The organism is Algoriphagus aquimarinus (assembly GCF_007997215.1).
In the GTDB taxonomy this organism is placed as follows: domain Bacteria; phylum Bacteroidota; class Bacteroidia; order Cytophagales; family Cyclobacteriaceae; genus Algoriphagus; species Algoriphagus aquimarinus_A.
Map to the genome: position 1 here is coordinate 25447 of NZ_VORW01000011.1, position 19025 is coordinate 44471.

General features: G+C 40.1%; 12 protein-coding genes and 1 pseudogene. 2 read left to right on the top strand and 11 right to left on the bottom strand.

Annotation, left to right across the window (positions count from 1 at the left end):
- Positions 1–71 precede the first annotated feature (71 nt).
- The 5 genes from ESV85_RS14780 to ESV85_RS14800 all read right to left on the bottom strand — a co-directional run bounded on the left by ESV85_RS14780 (position 72) and on the right by ESV85_RS14800 (position 10213).
- Positions 72–1418 carry a TolC family protein gene (locus ESV85_RS14780; RefSeq protein ID WP_146918873.1) on the bottom strand — a complete coding sequence of 449 codons (1347 nt, stop codon included), beginning with the start codon at positions 1416–1418 and terminating at the stop codon, positions 72–74.
- Entirely contained in the window at positions 1418–4480 is a 3063-nt protein-coding gene (locus ESV85_RS14785) for an efflux RND transporter permease subunit (RefSeq protein ID WP_146918875.1), read from the bottom strand. Before ESV85_RS14785 ends, ESV85_RS14780 begins: the two co-directional genes overlap by 1 nt.
- 1 nt (position 4481) lies before the next feature.
- Complete coding sequence (locus ESV85_RS14790; protein WP_146918877.1) at positions 4482–5564, bottom strand: efflux RND transporter periplasmic adaptor subunit; 1083 nt, start codon at positions 5562–5564, stop codon at positions 4482–4484.
- A gap of 124 nt (positions 5565–5688) precedes the next feature.
- Positions 5689–6474, bottom strand: a complete 786-nt coding sequence (locus ESV85_RS14795; RefSeq protein ID WP_146918879.1) for an alpha/beta fold hydrolase — start codon at positions 6472–6474, stop codon at positions 5689–5691.
- Between the two features lie 397 nt (positions 6475–6871).
- Positions 6872–10213 (bottom strand): carboxypeptidase regulatory-like domain-containing protein, encoded by a 3342-nt coding sequence (locus ESV85_RS14800; RefSeq protein ID WP_146918881.1) that lies wholly within the window; start codon positions 10211–10213, stop codon positions 6872–6874.
- A 350-nt stretch (positions 10214–10563) separates the two neighbouring features.
- Between ESV85_RS14800 and ESV85_RS14805 the strand changes: the two genes are divergently transcribed.
- The gene (locus tag ESV85_RS14805; RefSeq protein WP_146918883.1) at positions 10564–11259 is read left to right on the top strand and encodes a lysoplasmalogenase; all 696 of its coding nucleotides are present in this window, start codon (positions 10564–10566) and stop codon (positions 11257–11259) included.
- A gap of 12 nt (positions 11260–11271) precedes the next feature.
- Positions 11272–11442 (top strand): CHAT domain-containing protein, encoded by a 171-nt coding sequence (locus ESV85_RS22775; protein WP_146918885.1) that lies wholly within the window; start codon positions 11272–11274, stop codon positions 11440–11442.
- Positions 11443–11568: 126 nt separating this feature from the next.
- Here ESV85_RS22775 and ESV85_RS14815 read toward each other — a convergent pair whose 3' ends face one another.
- From ESV85_RS14815 to aspS, 6 genes and pseudogenes are all read right to left on the bottom strand, one after another.
- Positions 11569–13095, bottom strand: coding sequence for an amidase (locus ESV85_RS14815; protein ID WP_146918887.1), 1527 nt, complete (start codon positions 13093–13095; stop codon positions 11569–11571).
- A 20-nt stretch (positions 13096–13115) separates the two neighbouring features.
- Positions 13116–13475 (bottom strand): cupin domain-containing protein, encoded by a 360-nt coding sequence (locus ESV85_RS14820; RefSeq protein ID WP_146918889.1) that lies wholly within the window; start codon positions 13473–13475, stop codon positions 13116–13118.
- Positions 13476–13860: 385 nt separating this feature from the next.
- Positions 13861–14541, bottom strand: a pseudogene (locus tag ESV85_RS14825) (DUF3500 domain-containing protein).
- Positions 14542–14699: 158 nt separating this feature from the next.
- Positions 14700–15593, bottom strand: a complete 894-nt coding sequence (locus tag ESV85_RS14830) for a catechol 1,2-dioxygenase (RefSeq protein ID WP_146918891.1) — start codon at positions 15591–15593, stop codon at positions 14700–14702.
- Between the two features lie 191 nt (positions 15594–15784).
- Complete coding sequence (locus ESV85_RS14835) at positions 15785–16825, bottom strand: methyltransferase (RefSeq protein WP_146918893.1); 1041 nt, start codon at positions 16823–16825, stop codon at positions 15785–15787.
- Positions 16826–17192: 367 nt separating this feature from the next.
- On the bottom strand, positions 17193–18947 hold the full coding sequence (gene aspS, locus ESV85_RS14840) for an aspartate--tRNA ligase (RefSeq protein WP_146918895.1): 1755 nt from the start codon (positions 18945–18947) through the stop codon (positions 17193–17195).
- Between the last annotated feature and the right edge of the window lie 78 nt (positions 18948–19025).

Consider the following 19025-nt stretch of genomic DNA (forward strand, 5'->3'; position numbering starts at 1 on the left):
GAAAAATAAAGCATTCGTTAAAAAAAGCAAATAAAAAAACGAAGGCTATTGATGAGGCCTTCGTTTCGTAACTAATCTTCTGAAGTCAACTGAAAGTCTTCGAAGCTATTTTGAAAGAAAATCTTTCCAGAAAGCCTTCTCAATTCGATTTCTTGTTCCTTGATGTTATATATAGAAGTGATGAGTCTGTTCTCTGCTGTCAGCAAATTTACCTGAGCATCCCTGAATTCAAGGTATGAAGAGATACCCAATCTGAATCGTTCCAAAGCAATTTCAGAGCTTTCTTTCGCTACCGCATAATTCTTTTGCTCCACTTCTAGCAGATTACGATTAGTGGTATACGTATTAAAAGCCCTATGAATATCTGAACGCAACTGGATCTCATACTGGTCTACCGCATAAGACTGGATTTTCTGTTGCACTTTGGCATTTTGGATTCTTCTGTTCAAGGTAAATCCGTTAAATACATTCAACTGGATATTGCCTCCATAATTAAATCCAGAACGCTGATTCTGAATCAAAATCCCTGCATCTGAATTGGAAGTATTATTGGCATAATTGGCATTCAGGTTAATGACTGGCAATCTGGAAGCACGGAGCTCCTTCATCTGAAGGAAAGCAACATTCTCTTGGCGTTGAGTGATTAAGTATGTTTTATTCTCCAGAAAAGCATTTTCTACCAAGTTTTGAAGTAGTAAAGGTTCTCCGATGAGGATTGTATCCTTTACGACAAATTGTTCATCTGGATTCAAAGCCATCAGCTCATTCAGGTTAATTCGCGCATTTTGAATTACCTGCTCTTGTCCTAATAGCAAACTTAAATCAGAATTGTAATCAACTTCTGCTGTTAGAAAATCCCGCTTTCCTGCACCGCCTAGAGAATATTGCGCTTCAGCGATATCTAATCTAGACTGACTAAGTTCAAGTGTACGCGCTAAAACTTCCTGACGCTGAAGCTCCAAAACCAATCTATAATACGCAGAGGATATATTGGCTACAGTATTCTCCACAGCAATTTTCGCATCCAACTCAGAGATTTCCGTCAACACTCCAAATCGCTCCATAACTACAAAGCTTTCTGGGCGGAATCCGTATATAGCAGCCAAACTAAAGTTTTTGGATCTGGATTTTGCATTGTCGATAGTTCTAGGATTAGGATCTGTAGCAAAAACTTGTTCCACATCTTCGTTGCTATAACTTCTGGTATAGGCAGCATTTAGACTAGGCAGCAAATAATCGCCAGCACCAATACGCTTATTCCCTTCTTGAATAGCTACTGTTTCCACAGCGATTTTTACATCCAGATTATTCTCCAACCCCATAGTAATCGCTCTCTCCAAATCCAGAGATTCATTACTTTGGGCATAAAGGCTTGTTCCAATGATACTCAATAAGAGCAATAAGCTTAGTTTTTTCATTAAATTCTGGCTAATCTTCCTTCATTGGAAGTGAGATAAGTATAAATAGCTGGGATCACAAAAAGCGTCAAAACAGTCGCGAAAGCCAAGCCACCAATCACGGCAGCACCCATCGGCACACGACTTTCTGCCCCTGCACCTAGCCCAAGAGCAATCGGCAAAATACCCAGGATAGTAGATAAACTAGTCATCAAAATCGGTCTAAATCTTGCCACCGCAGCACCATAAATTGCTTCATGAACCGTCATTCCTGAGGCTTTTCGTTGGTTAGCAAATTCCACGATCAAGATCCCGTTCTTGGTAACTAGACCTATCAGCATGATTATACCAATCTGGCTGAAAATATTCAGCGTGAATCCAAAAGCCCAAAGCGTAAATAATGCACCAAAGAGTGCTAATGGCACAGTAAACATGATAGTAAGTGGATCCAAGAAACTTTCAAACTGTGCCGAAAGCACCAGATAAATCAAGACCAAGGCGAATAAGAATGCAAAAAGCAAACTGTTTGAGCTTTCTCTAAATTCCTTAGAAGGACCAGAAACGTCAGTAGTAAATGAGTCATCGAGAACATCAGCTGCGATTCGATCCATCTCTTTCAAACCATCTCCGATAGTATAGCCTTCGGCCAGGTTTGCTGAAACTGTTCCTGCTACGAATCTATTAAATCTATACAATTGTGGCGGCGTACTTTTCTCTGTCACTGATACTAAGTTGTCTAGCTGTACCAACGATCCATTTTCAGCACGTACATAAAGCATTCTTAGATTTACAGGCTCATTTCTATCCTCCAATCTCATTTCTCCCACGACTTGATACTGCTTACCATTCTTGATGAAATAGGCAAATCTCTGTCCTGAATAGGACAACTGAAGTGTTCTAGCTATTTCTTGGATAGACACACCGATATTTCTTGCTTTCGCCCGGTCTATTTCAATCTCTAGCTCCGGTTTGGTAAATTTCAAATTGATATCAGAGAAAATGAATATGGGGCTTTTACCAACTTCTTCCATAAATGTCGGAATCACTTCCTTCAGCTTATCCAAAGTAGGAGCCTGCAACACATACTGTACAGGAAGACCACCGCGTGAATTCCCAATAGACTGTGCTTGGGACGCAAAAGCTTTTACTCCAGTGTATGCCTTGAGTTTCTGATTGATTTCATTGAAATATTGCCCTTGGGTTTTATCTCTATTCTCAGCATCTGTAAGTATGAATCTCACAAATCCTGAATTAGTGCTGGATGATCCAAAACCTGGAGAAGTAACTGAAATCAATCCTCTTACATCTTCCTTCGGAAACTCGCTTTTGAAATCCTCCACCATTTGATCTATTACTCGATCCATGTACCCGAATGTCGCCCCTTCCGGACCGTTCATCCGTATTACGATTTCACCTCTATCCTCTGTTGGCGCCAGTTCAGTAGGTATTTCGTTGAACAACCAATAGATACCAAAGCCCATCAAACCTACCAATAGGAAGGATACCCAACGGAATTGCATAAACCATGAAAGTGCACCATCGTACTTGTCGTTGATCCAAACAAATATCGGTTCAGTAGCATTATAAAAACGGTTGTGCTTTTCCCTTTTTTTCAAAAGCTTAGAACTCAACATTGGAGTCATCGTCAAGGCCACAAAGGAGGAAATAATCACAGCTCCTGCTACCACTATCCCAAATTCACGGAATAGACGTCCAGTTGTTCCTGTCAAAAATATAACTGGTAAGAACACAGCTGCAAGTGCTACAGTAGTAGCAATAACTGCGAAGAAAATCTCTTCAGAACCTTGCTCAGCTGCTTTCTGAGGTTCTTCACCTTTTTCTATTCGAGTATATATATTCTCCAAAACTACAATCGCATCATCGACGACGAGTCCAATGGAGAGCACGATTCCTAGGAGAGTCAGTACGTTGATGGAGAAATCCATCAGGTACATGATAAAGAATACTCCAATCAGGGAAATAGGAATTGTCAATACAGGAATAAAAGTAGTACGCCAATCCCGTAGGAAAAGGAAGATAATCGCTACCACCAAGATAAATGCAGTGATAATCGTCTCCTGAACCTCTGAGATGGAGCTACGGATATATTTGGTGGAATCAAATCCGATCTCCAATCCTACATCTGCTGGGAGATCCTTCTTGATAAACTCTAAACGTCTATAAAATTCATCTGCGATTTCAATACTGTTTGAGCCCGGAAGGGGCACGAGCACCACACCAACCATTGGCACTCCGTCCCTTTTTAAAACTGTGCGTTCATTCAAGGCAGCCAATTCAGCTCTTCCTATATCCTGAAAACGTACAATATTATTTTGATCTTCTTTGATAATCAGATCATTGAATTCTTGTGGACTACTTAGTCTACTCTTCGTTCTTACAGAAAGCTCAATAGTCTCTCCTTCGATTCTTCCTGAAGGAAGCTCCACATTTTCACTTTGTACTTTGGATAAAACATCCAGTGGAGTCACCCCATAAGATGCCATTTTGAGTGGATCCATTCTCAATCGGATCGCATACTCTTTTTCTCCCCAGATCTGAACCCGGCTTACTCCAGGAATGGTTTGAAGTCTTTCTTTGAAAATATTCTGTGCAATATCTGAAAGGTCCAACAGGCTCCTCTCGTCACTTTTCACATTTAAGAAAACAATAGGCTGGGAATCCGCATCTGCTTTGGATACAACTGGCGGCTCAGCATCAGGCGGAAGATTACGTTGTGCGCCAGAAACTTTATCACGTACGTCATTTGCAGCAGCTTCCAAATCCGCTCCCACATCAAATTCTACGGTGATGCTGCTTCCCCCATCATTACTTGTTGAGGTCAAAGATTTAATTCCCTGGATCCCATTAATTGCCTCTTCAAGAGGTTCAGTGATTTGTGCCTCGATTACATCGGCATTTGCCCCTACGTAGGTAGTCCTCACATTGATTACAGGAGGATCTACACTTGGGAACTCCCTGATTCCTAATAGAGAAATACCGATGGCACCAAAGAGCATGATGACCAGAGACATTACGATGGCCAATACCGGCCTGTTAATACTTATACTTGATAAGCTAGCCATGTTAGTTTATTTGAGTGAATTCAACAGGCGTTCCCGTCCTTGCTTGCAATACACCAGTGGTGAGCACCAGATCACCCACATCCAAACCACTCATGATTTGAACGTGTGTATCTGTACGTGTACCAATCTCTACCGTCCGCTCTTCGGCTTTATTATCGGCACCAACTACAAAAACTTTATACCCCTGCAATTCAGGAATTATAGATTCTGAAGGAACCATCAAGGCATCTTCAGTTTCTCCTAATACAAAGCGGATTCTAACAAACATTCCTGGTAAATACCTTCTTTCCTTATTTGGGCTTTCAGCACGTAACTTTAATGTACGCGTGGCAGCATCTATCTGAGGCTCAAAAGCATATACTTTACCCATAACCTCCTCTGGGGTGGATTCATTAGAAAAGTAAATAGGAGACCCAACTGAAACCTGATTAGCATAGCGCTCCGGAATGGAAAACTCAATCTTAATCGGATCGATATTCACGAAGTTTGCAATAATATCATTGGTTCCGATCACCGATCCTTCACTCACTTGCCTCAAGCCCAAAATCCCATTGAACGGAGCTCTAATTACAGTTTTGGAAAGCTGAGCTTCTACCAATTTCAAATCAGAAAGTGTAGTATTATATTGATTTAATGCAATATCATATTCTTCCTGGCTGATTGCTTCTCTAGCCAAAAGCTGCTTTTGTCTGTTTTCCTGTGTTTCAAAAAGTTTCTGAGTATACTGAAGCCGCTGAAATTGAGCTTGTAGCTCATCGTCATTCAGGTAGAGCAAAGGAGTTCCTTTACTTACGTATTGACCTTCTTTAAAAGAAATTTTGGTAATCAAACCAGAGATCTCAGTTCTCAGATCTACTGACTCGTTTGGTATAATAGTGCCAGTGATAGAAAGTTGATTTCTCAAAGTCTCACGCTGAAGCTTCACTACTTTCACCGGTAAATTTGTAGGCTCACCCGGGCCAGCGCCTGTCGATGCCACTCCCGTGTCATTGCTCTTGCGACTGTCCATCCTAGGGTAAATGTATGCCACCGCAGCAATCAAAATAACAGCAACGATCAATATGGTTTTAGTTTGCTTTTTCATTAGCTTAAAATTGCTTTTTTATGGTCATACCGATAGCTATCGGTAGGAATCTCGCGTGACAGATAATCATCCTATTTTTTGACATTTAGAGTTATGCTCGATTTCATATAGAAAAGTAATAGGCTTATAGGGTTTGATTCTGGAGAAATGCGAGTGACAACTGGTTAAATTCCTGCGGCCTTTCCACGTTTACTACATGTCCGCACTTCTTCAAAATATTCAGTACTGAGTTTTTATGCGTCTTAATTATTTTCTTCACTGGCTCCAAAAACATAACATCCTGATCTCCCATCACATACAACGTAGGAATCCCTAAATCGGATTCCTTAAAGTATCTAAGAAGCGGATTAATATCCTTTGTCAATTGAAACCATCGTATAAATTCTTTCTGACAGAGTTTTTGAGCTTCTCGGACAAATAGATTTCTAGATTCAGCGTGTTGCTTACGTGGCATAATCACAAATGCGAACAGTCTGTAAAGCCACATGTAAGGAATCACACGCTTAAATGTACTCCCCAAGAAAACGAATATCCTGGACTGAGCGGTCAATCGGGTAATTGCACCAGCCATCACAAGAGATTTCACTCTCCATTGCTCCAACTCTGCTAGCTGACGAACGATGATAGTTCCTAGTGACACACCCATGAAATGCGCTGGCGGAATCTTCAGGTGATCCAAAACTTCAATAATATCCTCAGTCACTCCCTTAAAAGTATATTCTTCATTGTAGATCGCTTGGGGCAAATCAGCTGATTTACCGTGTCCACGAAGGTCAATGAGCAGTAGATTATACTTTTCTTTGAAGTCCTTGAGTTGTTTAAACCAAACCGCAGAGGATCCTCCTGCCCCATGTATAAACACGACCCATTCCTTACTCACCGAATGAGAAAATATTTTATAATACAACATGCTTGGTTAACCTTTAGACCTTTCACAAGGTTGTCAGAATACAAAAATAACTTACAATAAAACGGAAAAATCAATAAAACTTACTGATGGCAAATCTCCTCTATCAATGGAAAAAATAAAGGATACTCAAAATAACAAAGGTCGACATCAGGTATGATATTGATTCTTTTTAGTTATAGTAAACTGTAAATGCCTTCTAACGCCACACCACTTTAGCTTGAATAATGTAATCAAGCTAAATAGCACCCTCAAGGCTGATTTTCACAGTAATAAATAGAGCCTTTCTTCGCACTTATAACCTACCGTACATCAACGTGTTTATTCATTACAAACCACAGCATAAAACGAAAAAGGCATCCCAGATCTGGGATGCCTTTAAACTTATATCATTAAATTCTTAGAATATATATCTCAAACCTAACTGCATACTCCAGGTAGTAGAGAAATTACTTACATTCTGGTAAGGAGATGTTGGCAATTGACCAGAAACTTGGTTCATCACATAGTTAGGGGTTGCACTAACTGAACCAGAGCGAGAAAGAAGGTTCTGAGCTCCGTTTGTTCTCTGCGAAATTCCCCAATCCTTGTTTAATAGGTTACCAAAGTTCACAACGTCTAAACTAACTTGAAGTGTATTTCTCTTCTCACCGATATTAGTGAAAATATCCTGTAGAACTCTCACGTCAAATCTGCTCAACCATGGCTGAACGATAGCATTTCTTGGCACATATCCACCTCTGTATTGCTCAAGATCATTATCTGCTACATACTGGTCGAAAGCAGTTCTTTGCTGCTCAGCAGTGTAAACTATATTGCCACTAGATACGATATTCACAAAGTTGAAATCTGCAGTATTTGCTGGAATGTACAGAAGATCAGCATTGATACCATCACCATTTAGATCATTTCCATAAGTGTAAGAAAGTCTACCTTGGTTTGCGCCTGTGTAATACACGCCAATAGTAGTTGCAAGAAAGTTTGCATATTCCACTCTGTAGCTCATGTTAGCTACTACTCTATTTGGTAAAGCAAAATCTGAGATATTCAAACGCTGATCATTAGGCGAGTTGATATTTGGAGAAGCTCCCCAAGCAGAACTTGCGCTAGATCCAGAATTGGAACTAACCTCTTTTGCAGCTGAGTAAGTATAAAATACACTTCCTGAGAAGCCATTGTATTCAGGAACAGACAAACCAATGGTTGCACTTACAGCATGACCTTTCACGTCAGTGTTAGTCAAGATAGTTGCATTATTAGCACCCAAAGCTGAGTTATAAGCTACACTAGTACCTGGTAATACAACCTCTCTGTTATCTCCAGCACTATTCATTTTGTTTGTTGAAATAGCTCTGTTTGCTCCGAATTGGAATACACCATTGATATCTTTAGTGTAAAGGAGATCAGCAGTCACCATAAATGGAGAATCACCCAACTGGTAATCAGCTCCTAAACTAGATCTCCATACCATTGGCATTCTGAAATCAGTATCAACCAAAGCGAATGAGTTCGGTGCACCTTGCGTTGGACTCTTGATGAAAACACTTTCAGCACCAGCTGGAGGGTTTTGCACATAATAGTATTTCTCAGGCTGGAAAGTCATATTTCCAATCCATCCAGCAATCTCACCATAGCTACCAGGCTCCACAGTGTTTTGAAGAACACCAGCTCCAGTCGGCATATTTGTCAACCATACAAATGGAACTCTACCAGAGAAAACACCTGTACCACCTCTTACAATTAGGCTTCTATCACCCATTACGTCATAATTGAATCCGAATCTTGGAGACAACATCACGCGAGATTTAGGCCAGCTACCTGAATCGTAATTCTTAGGCTTATAATCTGTACCTAATAAGGAAAGATCGTTGATCGCCTCGTTTGGAGTAAGATCGTTCAAATAAATTGGTAATTCAGCTCTTAAACCTAGAGTCAAAGTCAATTGATCGTTTACTACGAATTTGTCTTGAGCATATAGAGATGCCAAACCGAAATTCACTCGTGCGTAAGTCTCTTGTCCCTCATATGGATAAGTCAAGGCAAACATTATTGGAGCAACTTCATTTGGAGTGCCTGTAGTTAAGAAATCTTCTACCGATGCATATCTGTAGTATGAAGTTCCTTCTCTAACAAAACTATTTCCAAATTTTTGAATCTCAAATGCAGCACCTGCGGTGATCGTGTGGCGACCCTCAGTATAAGTCAAGTTGTCGATAAAAGAGAAATTGTCATTTATCACATCATTGTTGTAAGAGAATAGCTCAGTACCGAAGCTCATGTAGTTGGAATTACCATCACCTCTTCCACCACCATCCCAGATATCAACCATAGGGAATTCAGCACCCGGTGTTGTTCTGGTATCTTGGATTTTGGAGTAAGTAGCCAAAAATTGGTTGGATACTTTAGCGCTTAAGTAAGAGTTCAATTCTGCAGTTAATGATCTTACCGAATTTTCAAAGCCATAAGCTGCGTTTTCAAAAGCCATAGAGTTAGGTCCAACTCTTTGTGCTGAACCTGGAGTTCTAGGTCTTGGACCTGAAGATCCATTTGTAATTTGAGGAGAAGTACCTACTACTTGATTGTAACGAACCGCTAGCTTATGCTTGTCATTGATGTTCCAGTCAATTCTAGCCAAAAATTTAGTGCTTGACTGCTCTGCTTCATTCGCAAATCCTTGGTATCTACCTGGATCATATCCCCACTGATTGATCAAGTGACTTTGTACAGCTTCAAGATCAGTTACTGTAGTTCTTGCAATGTTATTATCAGGATCAGCAACACCATTTGTAGATGCTTTCCAAAGGTTAGCTCCAGAAGCATTTGCTCCAGTGTTCACTTCTCTTTCAGCATTTACGAAGAAGAATAATTTGTTTTTGATGATTGGACCACCTAGTCTAAAACCGAAGTTGTTTGTAGCAGCATCAGTTGCTTCTAGTTCAGTGTCACCAATTTTCTTGCCTTGCAAGTTTTGGTTTTTGTTGAAATAGTAAGCAGAACCAGTAAAGGTATTTGTACCACTACGAGTTACAGCATTGATACCTGCTCCAGTGAAACCAGATTGAGTTACATCAAAAGGAGCAATGTTTACAGAAATTTGCTCAATTGCGTCCAAAGAGATTGGCTGAGAATTTCCACCTGGAAGTGGGTTACTGCTCAAACCAAAACCGTTGTTGAAGTTTGCTCCATCGACCTGTAGATTGTTATATCTAGAATCACGACCTGCGAAAGATGTTCCATTTGCTTGTGGAGTCAATCGGGTGAATTCCGTAACAGATCTGTTGATCTGAGGAAGATCAGTCAATTGCTTTGTAGAGATACTAGTGGAAGTACCTGTCTTGTTTGAATCAAATTCCGAAGATTTTGATGCAGACACGATCACTTCACCAAGTTCTGTGCTATCATCGTTTAGCGTAATTGAAAGCGCAAACGGCTCGCCTAGTCTTAATACCACATTGCCATAAGTAGCAGCTTGGTATCCAATAAAGCTAACTTGAATAGTGTAAGGACCACCAATTCTCATGTTTGGAATGGTGAATCTACCATCCAAATTGGAAACAGCTCCATAACGAGTACCTGAAGGCTCGTGCGTAGCTACAACATTCGCCCCTGGAAGAGTTTCTCCCTGTGCGTCCACCACTTGTCCTACGATAGAACTTGTGGTGACCTGTGCTTGTGACACGCCGATAGTTGCAATCACAACCAATACGAGTGAAATCAAACTTTTAAGTAAATTTTGCCTCATAATTTGTACGTTTTGATATAAGTTGGTTTGAAATAAATTCCAGATACAAAGGTAATTTCGCCTTTTGGGATGTAGGGGTACTTACAGTTAAGTTTTACACCCCAAATTTCACAAATTTTAACAATTTGTTAACATTGATAGATGAATAATATTTTGTTTTTGATAGAAAAAAATATGTTTCACCATTCATTGATTAGGAAATACCCACTTAACTTAGAATATTATTCTAAATTAAACCCAATCCATTACCAAATTGTTAAGACATGTTTTAGCCAAATTTATTTTGGTTTATTCGTACTAATTCAAATTATTAATTTCATATTTTAACTTCATTCAAAATTTATAACTCATTGAAAAAGAAAAATATTTTGTGGCTTTACCTGTTTTTATTCGCTTCTATGACGGATATGGCCTTTATCTTAGAACAAAAAAATGAGCTAAGATTTTTTTCCAAACCTTTGATTATTTTAGGTTTAGCACTCTATTTCTATCAAATAACCAAACCAATTTCCACGACTTTATTGGCAAAGTCAGTTTTAAGTGGATTGATTTTCTCCTTACTCGGAGATATTTTACTGCTTTGGGACAACCTTTTCATCTATGGAATCGGCGCATTTCTCATCGCTCATGTGTGTTACATCATAGGATTCAAAGTAGCACAGAAAGCACCCGAATCCATTTTGAATGTAAACTTCGTAAAGACCTTCTTCATCAACCTACCAATATATTTTGTCGCAGCTTTTATATTCTATATGATCAATCCCAATTTGGGAGTGCTCAAAATCCCTGTTATAGTATACATCATCGCTATCGTAAGTATGCTGACCACCGCCAGAGAGCGCTATGGCAAATGCAATACCGCTTCCTTTTGGCAAGTTTTTATTGGTGCCTGTCTTTTCTTTATTTCTGATGGACTGATAGCACTAGACAAATTTTACCAGGAAATTCCTGATGCTAGTTTAATGATCATGGGGACCTACGCAATTGCCCAATTAATGATCGTAATGGGAGTTCGCTCCTATATTATCCAACCGAGTTTGAAGTGACTATGATAAGGAGTGAGTGCTTGTAGAACCGGAATTGGAAAACTTTACAAAAAAGAAGGATTTAGCGGATTGAATACCGCATTTATGCTAGCCGGAGCGAATAGCACGCTACTTTGCCTTTGGCCAGTATATGATTTTGGAACCATGCTTCTTATGCAGCAAATGTATAAAGACATCCTATAGGAGGGCAGCAATATTACAGCAGCACTGAATCAAATTAAACGAGATATGGCAACTGGAAAATATGGTTCAGATGCTCAAGTTCCTTCGATCTGGGCTCCATTTGTTCTTAATGGCAACTAGCAATTCTCAAAGTTTCGGAGCTCTCCGATGCTTCGTCCCTTGCTCATAGCTATAAGTCAAGCGGATCAAAGTAGGCTCAGCATACATCCTTCCAAGAAACTGAAGCCCTGCCGGAAGATTTCCTGAGCTAAAGCCCATAGGAACAGTAAAGGCAGGCTGACCTGTAGCCGGAGCAATGATCTGCGAGTTGTCACCTCGGTATTCTTCTTCAAATCGCTCGATAAGCGCTGGGCGATTATTCCAGGATGGGTAAACCAAAACATCCAAATGAAGTGAATCCATAGTTTTCTCTATTGCTTCACGAAAAGCTACTCTTCGCTCATCTTCGTATGCATTTCCGCAAGGAATCTCTGAATTGCCTCTTCTCAAAGAATTCTCGGAAAAAGAGGCTATTCGTCCGCGGGCAAAGTCTGACTTTGTGCCTACTCGAATCACATCTTCTAAGCTGCTCATCGTATCTCGCTTGACATAGGTTTGAAGAAAGTCTTCCAAATCAGCACGGAAAGTAGGACACCATTGATCTTGTCTCAATTCATCAAAATTTGGAACGGCAACCGAATCTACAAGTATGGCACCTAATCCCTCCATATCTTTCAATGCTTGGTTGAAAAGCGCAGAAATCTCCGGATCGGGATCATTTTCACTCAGGGTACGGAATACTCCAATCCGAGCTCCTTTCAGTCCATCTTTATCGAGGTATTGGACATAATTACTTTCTGCTTTTCCTTCTGAATAGGCGGTTAAAGGGTCTTTTGGATCTATTCCAACCATGACCTGAAGGACACGGGTGGCATCTTCAACACTTTTGACCATTGGTCCGACTACGTCATTTCGCAGATAAAGCGGCACAATTCCTTCTCGGCTAACGAGCCCAAGTGTACTTCTGAATCCAACCAATGCATTATGAGAAGAAGGACCTCGAATCGAATTACCAGTATCTGTACCCAAGCCTATCACAGCCAAATTAGCGGCTATTCCAGCACCCGTACCTCCACTGGATCCCGCAGGCACATAATCTAAATTATAAGGATTCCGAGTGATGCCAGCAGTAGAACTCTCCGAATGCATTGCCGAAAAAGCCCATTCTGCCATGTTTGATTTAGCAATAATGATTGCACCCGCTCCTTCTAGTTGCTTAATAATAAAGGCATCTGTCTCAGGATAAAAATCTGCTAATGCCAATGACCCTGCAGTAGTCGGCATACCAATCGTATTAATATTGTCTTTAACGATCATTGGGATGCCATGAAGTGGTCTGAGGACCCCGGTTTCCTTATACTCTTCGTCCAATGCTCTGGCGATCTCCAATGCCTTTGGGTTTACGATTGTCAGCGCATTGATTTTAGGGTTTACCGAATCAATACGAGCGAGGTATGCCTCCACCAATTCCACTGAGGTCAATTCTCCAGCCGAATATTTCTGATGAATAGACTCAATGGATAGTGTCTCCAAATCGAGAACTTGGGTCTTCTTTTCCGGAAGACAGGCTGAAAAAAGTAGCAGACAAACAAAAAACGTGATTAATCTATTCATGGCAGTAAATCTAACGGGGTTTAAATCTTTTCGAATTTCTCTACAGTTCGCTCGGTCATCACGTCTCCAGTATGCTTGGTACTTTGTGGCTCAAAAAGCAAAAGCCAAACTTCCTCTTCTGCTATGGGATAATGCTCTACACCTCTGGGAACAATCAGCATTTCACCTTCATTTAAAGTCACACTTCGATCGCGAAACTCAATTCTGAGAGTGCCTTTGATAATCAGGAAAAGTTCATCCTCTCCTTTATGATCATGCCAGACAAATTCGCCTTTAACTTTGGCCAGCTTTACATCCTGACCATTGAGTTCGCCAATAATTTTAGGACTCCAATGTTCCTTGATCAGATCAAATTTTTCGTTCAGATTGACTTTGTTCATGATGATAATTAGATAATATAAATATGACTACCCGTAATAATATTAGTAATGTAATTACTTCGATTAATTGGCTGGAAGACCGATGACCGATGACCGAAGTCACCTCAATGCTAGCTTTAACCAATTCCTTTAATGCTTTTACCTATTTCTAGCAGGAAGGCGAACATCCATAAAGAAGAATACTAAAACCTGATGTCACAATCATTTACCCAAAATTTAGGATAAAAATTTCAGGGAAGTCCTATAAATCAAGGTTTATCCCAGATCTATTTCTCTTCCCAAAAAAACCACTCCCTCTCAAGATCGAATATACTCGTTCTGAAAAGGAGTGGTCAAAAGAAAAACCTAACTCTAGTTATATTACAAGTTGGTCTCTTCAGTAAAATTAATGTTGATGATCCATTCTATGCTTTCTAAGAATGTCCGCACCAAAATCATTGTTGTTTTGTCTTAAAATGGAGTGGATATGATTGGCATTATCCAAAAAGCCAACGTTGTCGTATTCGATGATAAAGTCAGGACTGTGGATCAAATAATAATGAGGCTTCATAGGTTCCAAGCTCCCGATCCAAGAGAAGTAAACTTCGCCTAAACCTCTCTCATGAAGAATTGCCATATATTCTTCAGCTTTCTGTATTTCCAAGTTTCGGACATATTCTTCTATGAGGTAATGAAGTATTTTTTGTTAGTCGGGGTTGAGTTCGGATCCTTTTATCCCTCTAAATTCAGTAATCCACTGCGGTCTATCAGGGCTGGTAATAATATCTCCAGGTACTTTATCTTCAAAAACAGCTTTTGCCTTTTGTGCTTCATCGAGTAAGTTTACAAACCAAAACCCGTAATCCTCCTCCTTGCTCAAAGGCCTTAAACCAGCATATTGAGTTTCCTCAACTACAGCAGGATCCGATCCAAAAAACAGTGGAGTTAATGCATATTCTGAACCTGTTGCAGTCAAGTTGATCATTGATTCCTCCGAAAGGTCCCCATATCTAAGTCCAGCTCTGGGTGCAAGACCCAAAGGCAGATTAGTCCATTTAGTTCGCATACTGTCCTCCATTGAGAGCATCACTTGATTTTTTTGATCAGAATCAAGAGACTCTATAAAGGGCTGAATAGTAGCAAGTTATTTTTCAGCCGTTTGGGAAATAGCTATTTGCCCAAACAGGAAAATAATGCAAACAGTTAAAAGCGATTTCTTTGCTAAACTTAATTGAGATACCATTCTTAAGACTTTTTGATAAATGTTTTGGTTTGAATTTCTGAGCCAGGCTGGAAAGTATGAATCGTCATTTTTCCATGGGCTGATTCGGGTTCAAAATGGATTCTCATATAAGATCCATCATGAAGACCAGGATACTCGAAAGTATTTTCTCCTAGATAATCATAAGAATCTCCAAATACTTCATTTTTTATCCAAAGTTTTCCAGCACTTTGAAAAAGCTCAACTTCGCTACCATCGCCATCTTCTGGCCCGTATGTTCCAATCAGTTTATCCATAGAAGCATTTTCCATGCTGAGCTTTTTGGCTAGGCCGACATTGAAAACCACCGTGTTGCCACCATTAGCCCCCTTACTTACATCAAGAATTCTATTTTTAGCAACATCCGCAGATGCCCATGCATCTTTCTTGATATTTTCATCTCCGGAAAAATAAAGTTGAGTGACTAAGGTCTGATAGCCATCAGCAGTGATCATAAGATGAAAGTGAGCTGGACGAATCATGCCTCCACCTGCATCATAGGGAACTGGAAGGATAGTTTCGAAATCATATTCTCCCTTTTCATTCGTAAATCCTGTGGCTCTATAATCATAGGCAGGAGTGGAATTATCGTACACACCGTCCGCATCGCAATGCCACAATTCCACTTTGGCGTTTTTGTATGGCGTGGCGCAATCTTGATTCAAAACCAATCCCTTTAGTTGAATCGGAGAACCTGTTTTCCCTGGAATAGTCAGGTTACTTCGCACTGGACTATTAGGTCTATAAAATGGCCCAAGTATGTCAGTGGTTGTTTCGCAATCGCCAATAAATTTTTTGCCGTCAAATTGGATGAATCCAAAAGAACTTACTGCAACTACGCTTAAGGCAGAGGATTGAATAAATTGTCTTCTTTTCATGGTTTTTGGGGTTAATCCAAGAGAGTATTAGCCATCCTGTGATATGGATATATCTATTGGAAAAGAGTAAAAGTAAATTCCATATGCGTTAAGCTTGAAAAAGCTTCTGTTAATCTTGATATCGAGTTTTGATCAGATTTATTCGGATCAAAAGGTAAAGCACTCAGCTAAACAGATTCATTTAGATGTGCCTATTTGTAAGCTATAGCAGCACTTGCCGGACCTGCTAGTGGAATTATTTCGCATGATTTAAATCCAACTGATTTTGCCCATTTGCTAAAATCTTTGAAGGTATAATCAAACCCACCTGGTGTTTCGATCAACATATTTAGGCTCATCATCATACCAAAGAGATTTCGAGACCTATCATCATCGATGATGTTTTCTATAGCTACAAAGACCCCTCCCTCAGGTAAGGTATCATAGGCTTTTTGCAGGAGTTGAATTTTCTGCGATTCATCCCAATCATGTAGTATATTCCCCATGACAATGATGTCTGCTGCTGGAATCGGGTCAACAAAAAAATCTCCACTTTTGGCCTTTACTCGATCTTCCAAATGAAGCTTTTTGATCGTTTCCCTTGCAATAGGTTCAATAGCAGGCAGGTCAAAACTAGTGCATGTCATATGAGGATTTTCCTTTGCAACCATTAGTGAAAGGTACCCTGCAGAGCCACCTGCATCTGTTAAAGTTTTAAAAGGCGAGAAGTCAAATTTCTTCGCGAACGTCATGAAATTACCCAATTGTACTCCAGTCATTCCATTCACAAAATTTTCCAGTATTTCTGGGTCCTTATATATTTCCTCAAAGATATTCACTCCATGCTTTGCTTCATTTTGAGGTGTCCCGGTTTTCAAACCTTCTTCCAGATTTTCCCAAAAACCATAGAGCCTTTTGTTCATCATTTCCAAAATCCCACCTATGTAGGACGGCTTATTTTTATCCAAAAAGACTTCAGTGTCCAAAGAATTGGAATAAAAAGCCTCCTCTAAAATGCCAGTGCGAGTTAAAAAACCAAAGCCCGTCAAGGTATCTAAGAAGTCAAAAAAGTGTCTATCCGTACAATTCAGATTCAGTTGACTCTTTAACGCTCGAGCAGATTGATCTGGGTGCGCTGCAAGTTTGGTGAAAATTTGAAAATCAACGGCTGCTAATAAAACCTTGCATGCCATAAAACCTGAACCAATTTTCAAGATGTTTTCTGGATTGGGTTGTTGTGCTGTGTTTTCCATGAGGATTGGATTTAAAAGTGTCTAACAGAAAAAAACAAGTCTTGACCTTCTTTTGAATTCAGCTCAACACTAAAAAAATTAGCCAAGTTGAATCAAGTCAACAAATCAAAAATTATAGTTTCTGGCTAAGAATTTAACCATTAATATTAGAATAGTTAAACCAATTGATAAAAATATTTAAAAAAAGTGCCTTGGATTGTATTATAGCATTCAAAATCCGAGTCAAATGTCGAAATAAATCATTCCATTCATTATCAGTACATTAACTATAAATTAAAAAAGCTGTCTCATTTCTGAAACAGCTTTTTTTGTATATGATTTATTTGGTCGAAAGATTTTTCGCTACAAGGCGAATGTTGATTCGACTCTACTTTTTAATCGCTAACTGTATAGAAAGCTCCTTCAATTGCTCATCCGCAATGCTACTTGGAGAATCGATCATTACGTCTCTTCCAGAGTTATTTTTCGGGAATGCGATGTAATCTCTAATTGAATCAGAACCACCGAAAATCGCGCACAATCTATCAAAGCCGAAAGCTATTCCACCGTGTGGTGGTGCTCCGTATTCAAAGGCTTCCATCAGAAATCCAAACTGCTTTTGCGCTTCTTCTTCTGTGAATCCAAGATGCTTGAACATCAATTGCTGGGTAGCTCTATCGTGAATACGGATAGATCCGCCTCCGATTTCCACTCCGTTGATCACCAAATCATAGGCATTTGCACGAACAGCACCTGGATCAGTATCCAAAAGCGCCATGTCTTCCTTCTTAGGAGAAGTAAACGGATGGTGCATTGCATGGAAGCGTGAAGTCTCCTCATCCCACTCTAATAATGGAAAGTCCATCACCCAAAGTGGTTTGAAAACTGTCCGGTCACGAAGCCCAAGCTCTTCACCCATTTTCAGACGAAGCTCGGAAAGTTGCTTACGCACCTTATCAGCATCTCCGCTTAGGATCAACATCAAGTCTCCTTGTGCTGCTCCAAAGGCATCTGCCCAATCCTGAAGATCATCAGCAGAATAAAATTTATCCACAGAAGATTTGATCGTGCCGTCAGCATTGTATTTGGCATAGATCATGCCTTTTGCTCCGATCTGAGGACGTTTTACCCAGTCAGTCAGCGCGTCCAGTTGCTTACGTGTATATTCCGCAGCTCCTTTAGCACAGATACCTACTACCAATTCTGCATTATCAAAAATGCTAAAACCTTTACCTTGGGTAAGTTCATTCAGCTCAACAAATTTCATGTCAAAACGAACGTCTGGCTTATCATTGCCATAAAACTTCATGGCATCCGCATATGTCATTCGCTTCACTTCTTCCAGTTCCACACCTTTCACTTTGCTAAACAAATGCTTAGTCAAGCCCTCGAAAGTATTCAGGATATCTTCCTGGTCGACAAAAGCCATTTCGCAATCAATCTGAGTAAACTCAGGCTGACGATCTGCTCTCAAATCCTCATCACGGAAACACTTTACAATCTGGAAGTACCTATCAAAACCAGAAACCATCAGCAACTGCTTGAAAGTCTGTGGAGACTGTGGCAAGGCGTAGAATTCACCTGGATTGGTACGGCTAGGGACGACAAAATCACGCGCTCCTTCTGGAGTAGACTTGATCAAAACCGGGGTTTCTACCTCGATGAAGTCTTGCGCATCCATGTATTTACGTGTCTCCTGCATCATTTTATGACGCAATTGAAGTTTCTCACGAACTACATTTCTACGAAGGTCAAGGTATCTATATTTCATACGGAGCTCTTCGCCACCGTCAGTCTCATCTTCGATGATAAACGGAGGTACTTTCGCCGCATTGAGCACATTAAGTGCTGTTACTTTGATTTCTATAGATCCGGTTGGGATTTTATCGTTTTTGGATGTTCGTTCGATTACTTTTCCAGTAGCCTGAACGACAAACTCACGGCCTAACTCAGACGCTTTTTCCAATAATGCTTTTTCGCTGGAATCCTCTTCAAAAATCAATTGAGTCAAACCATATCGATCGCGAAGATCGACCCAGATTAAGCCTCCTTTATTTCTTACTCGCTGTACCCAGCCTGCAAGAGTTACTTCTTGATTTACGTGATCCAGGCGAAGTTCGCCACAAGTATGCGTTCTCAGCATGTTTATTTAGTTTTTTTTGGGAGGTCAAAGATAAAGAAATGACCGTGAGAACACACGAATCATTGGATGATTAGCAAT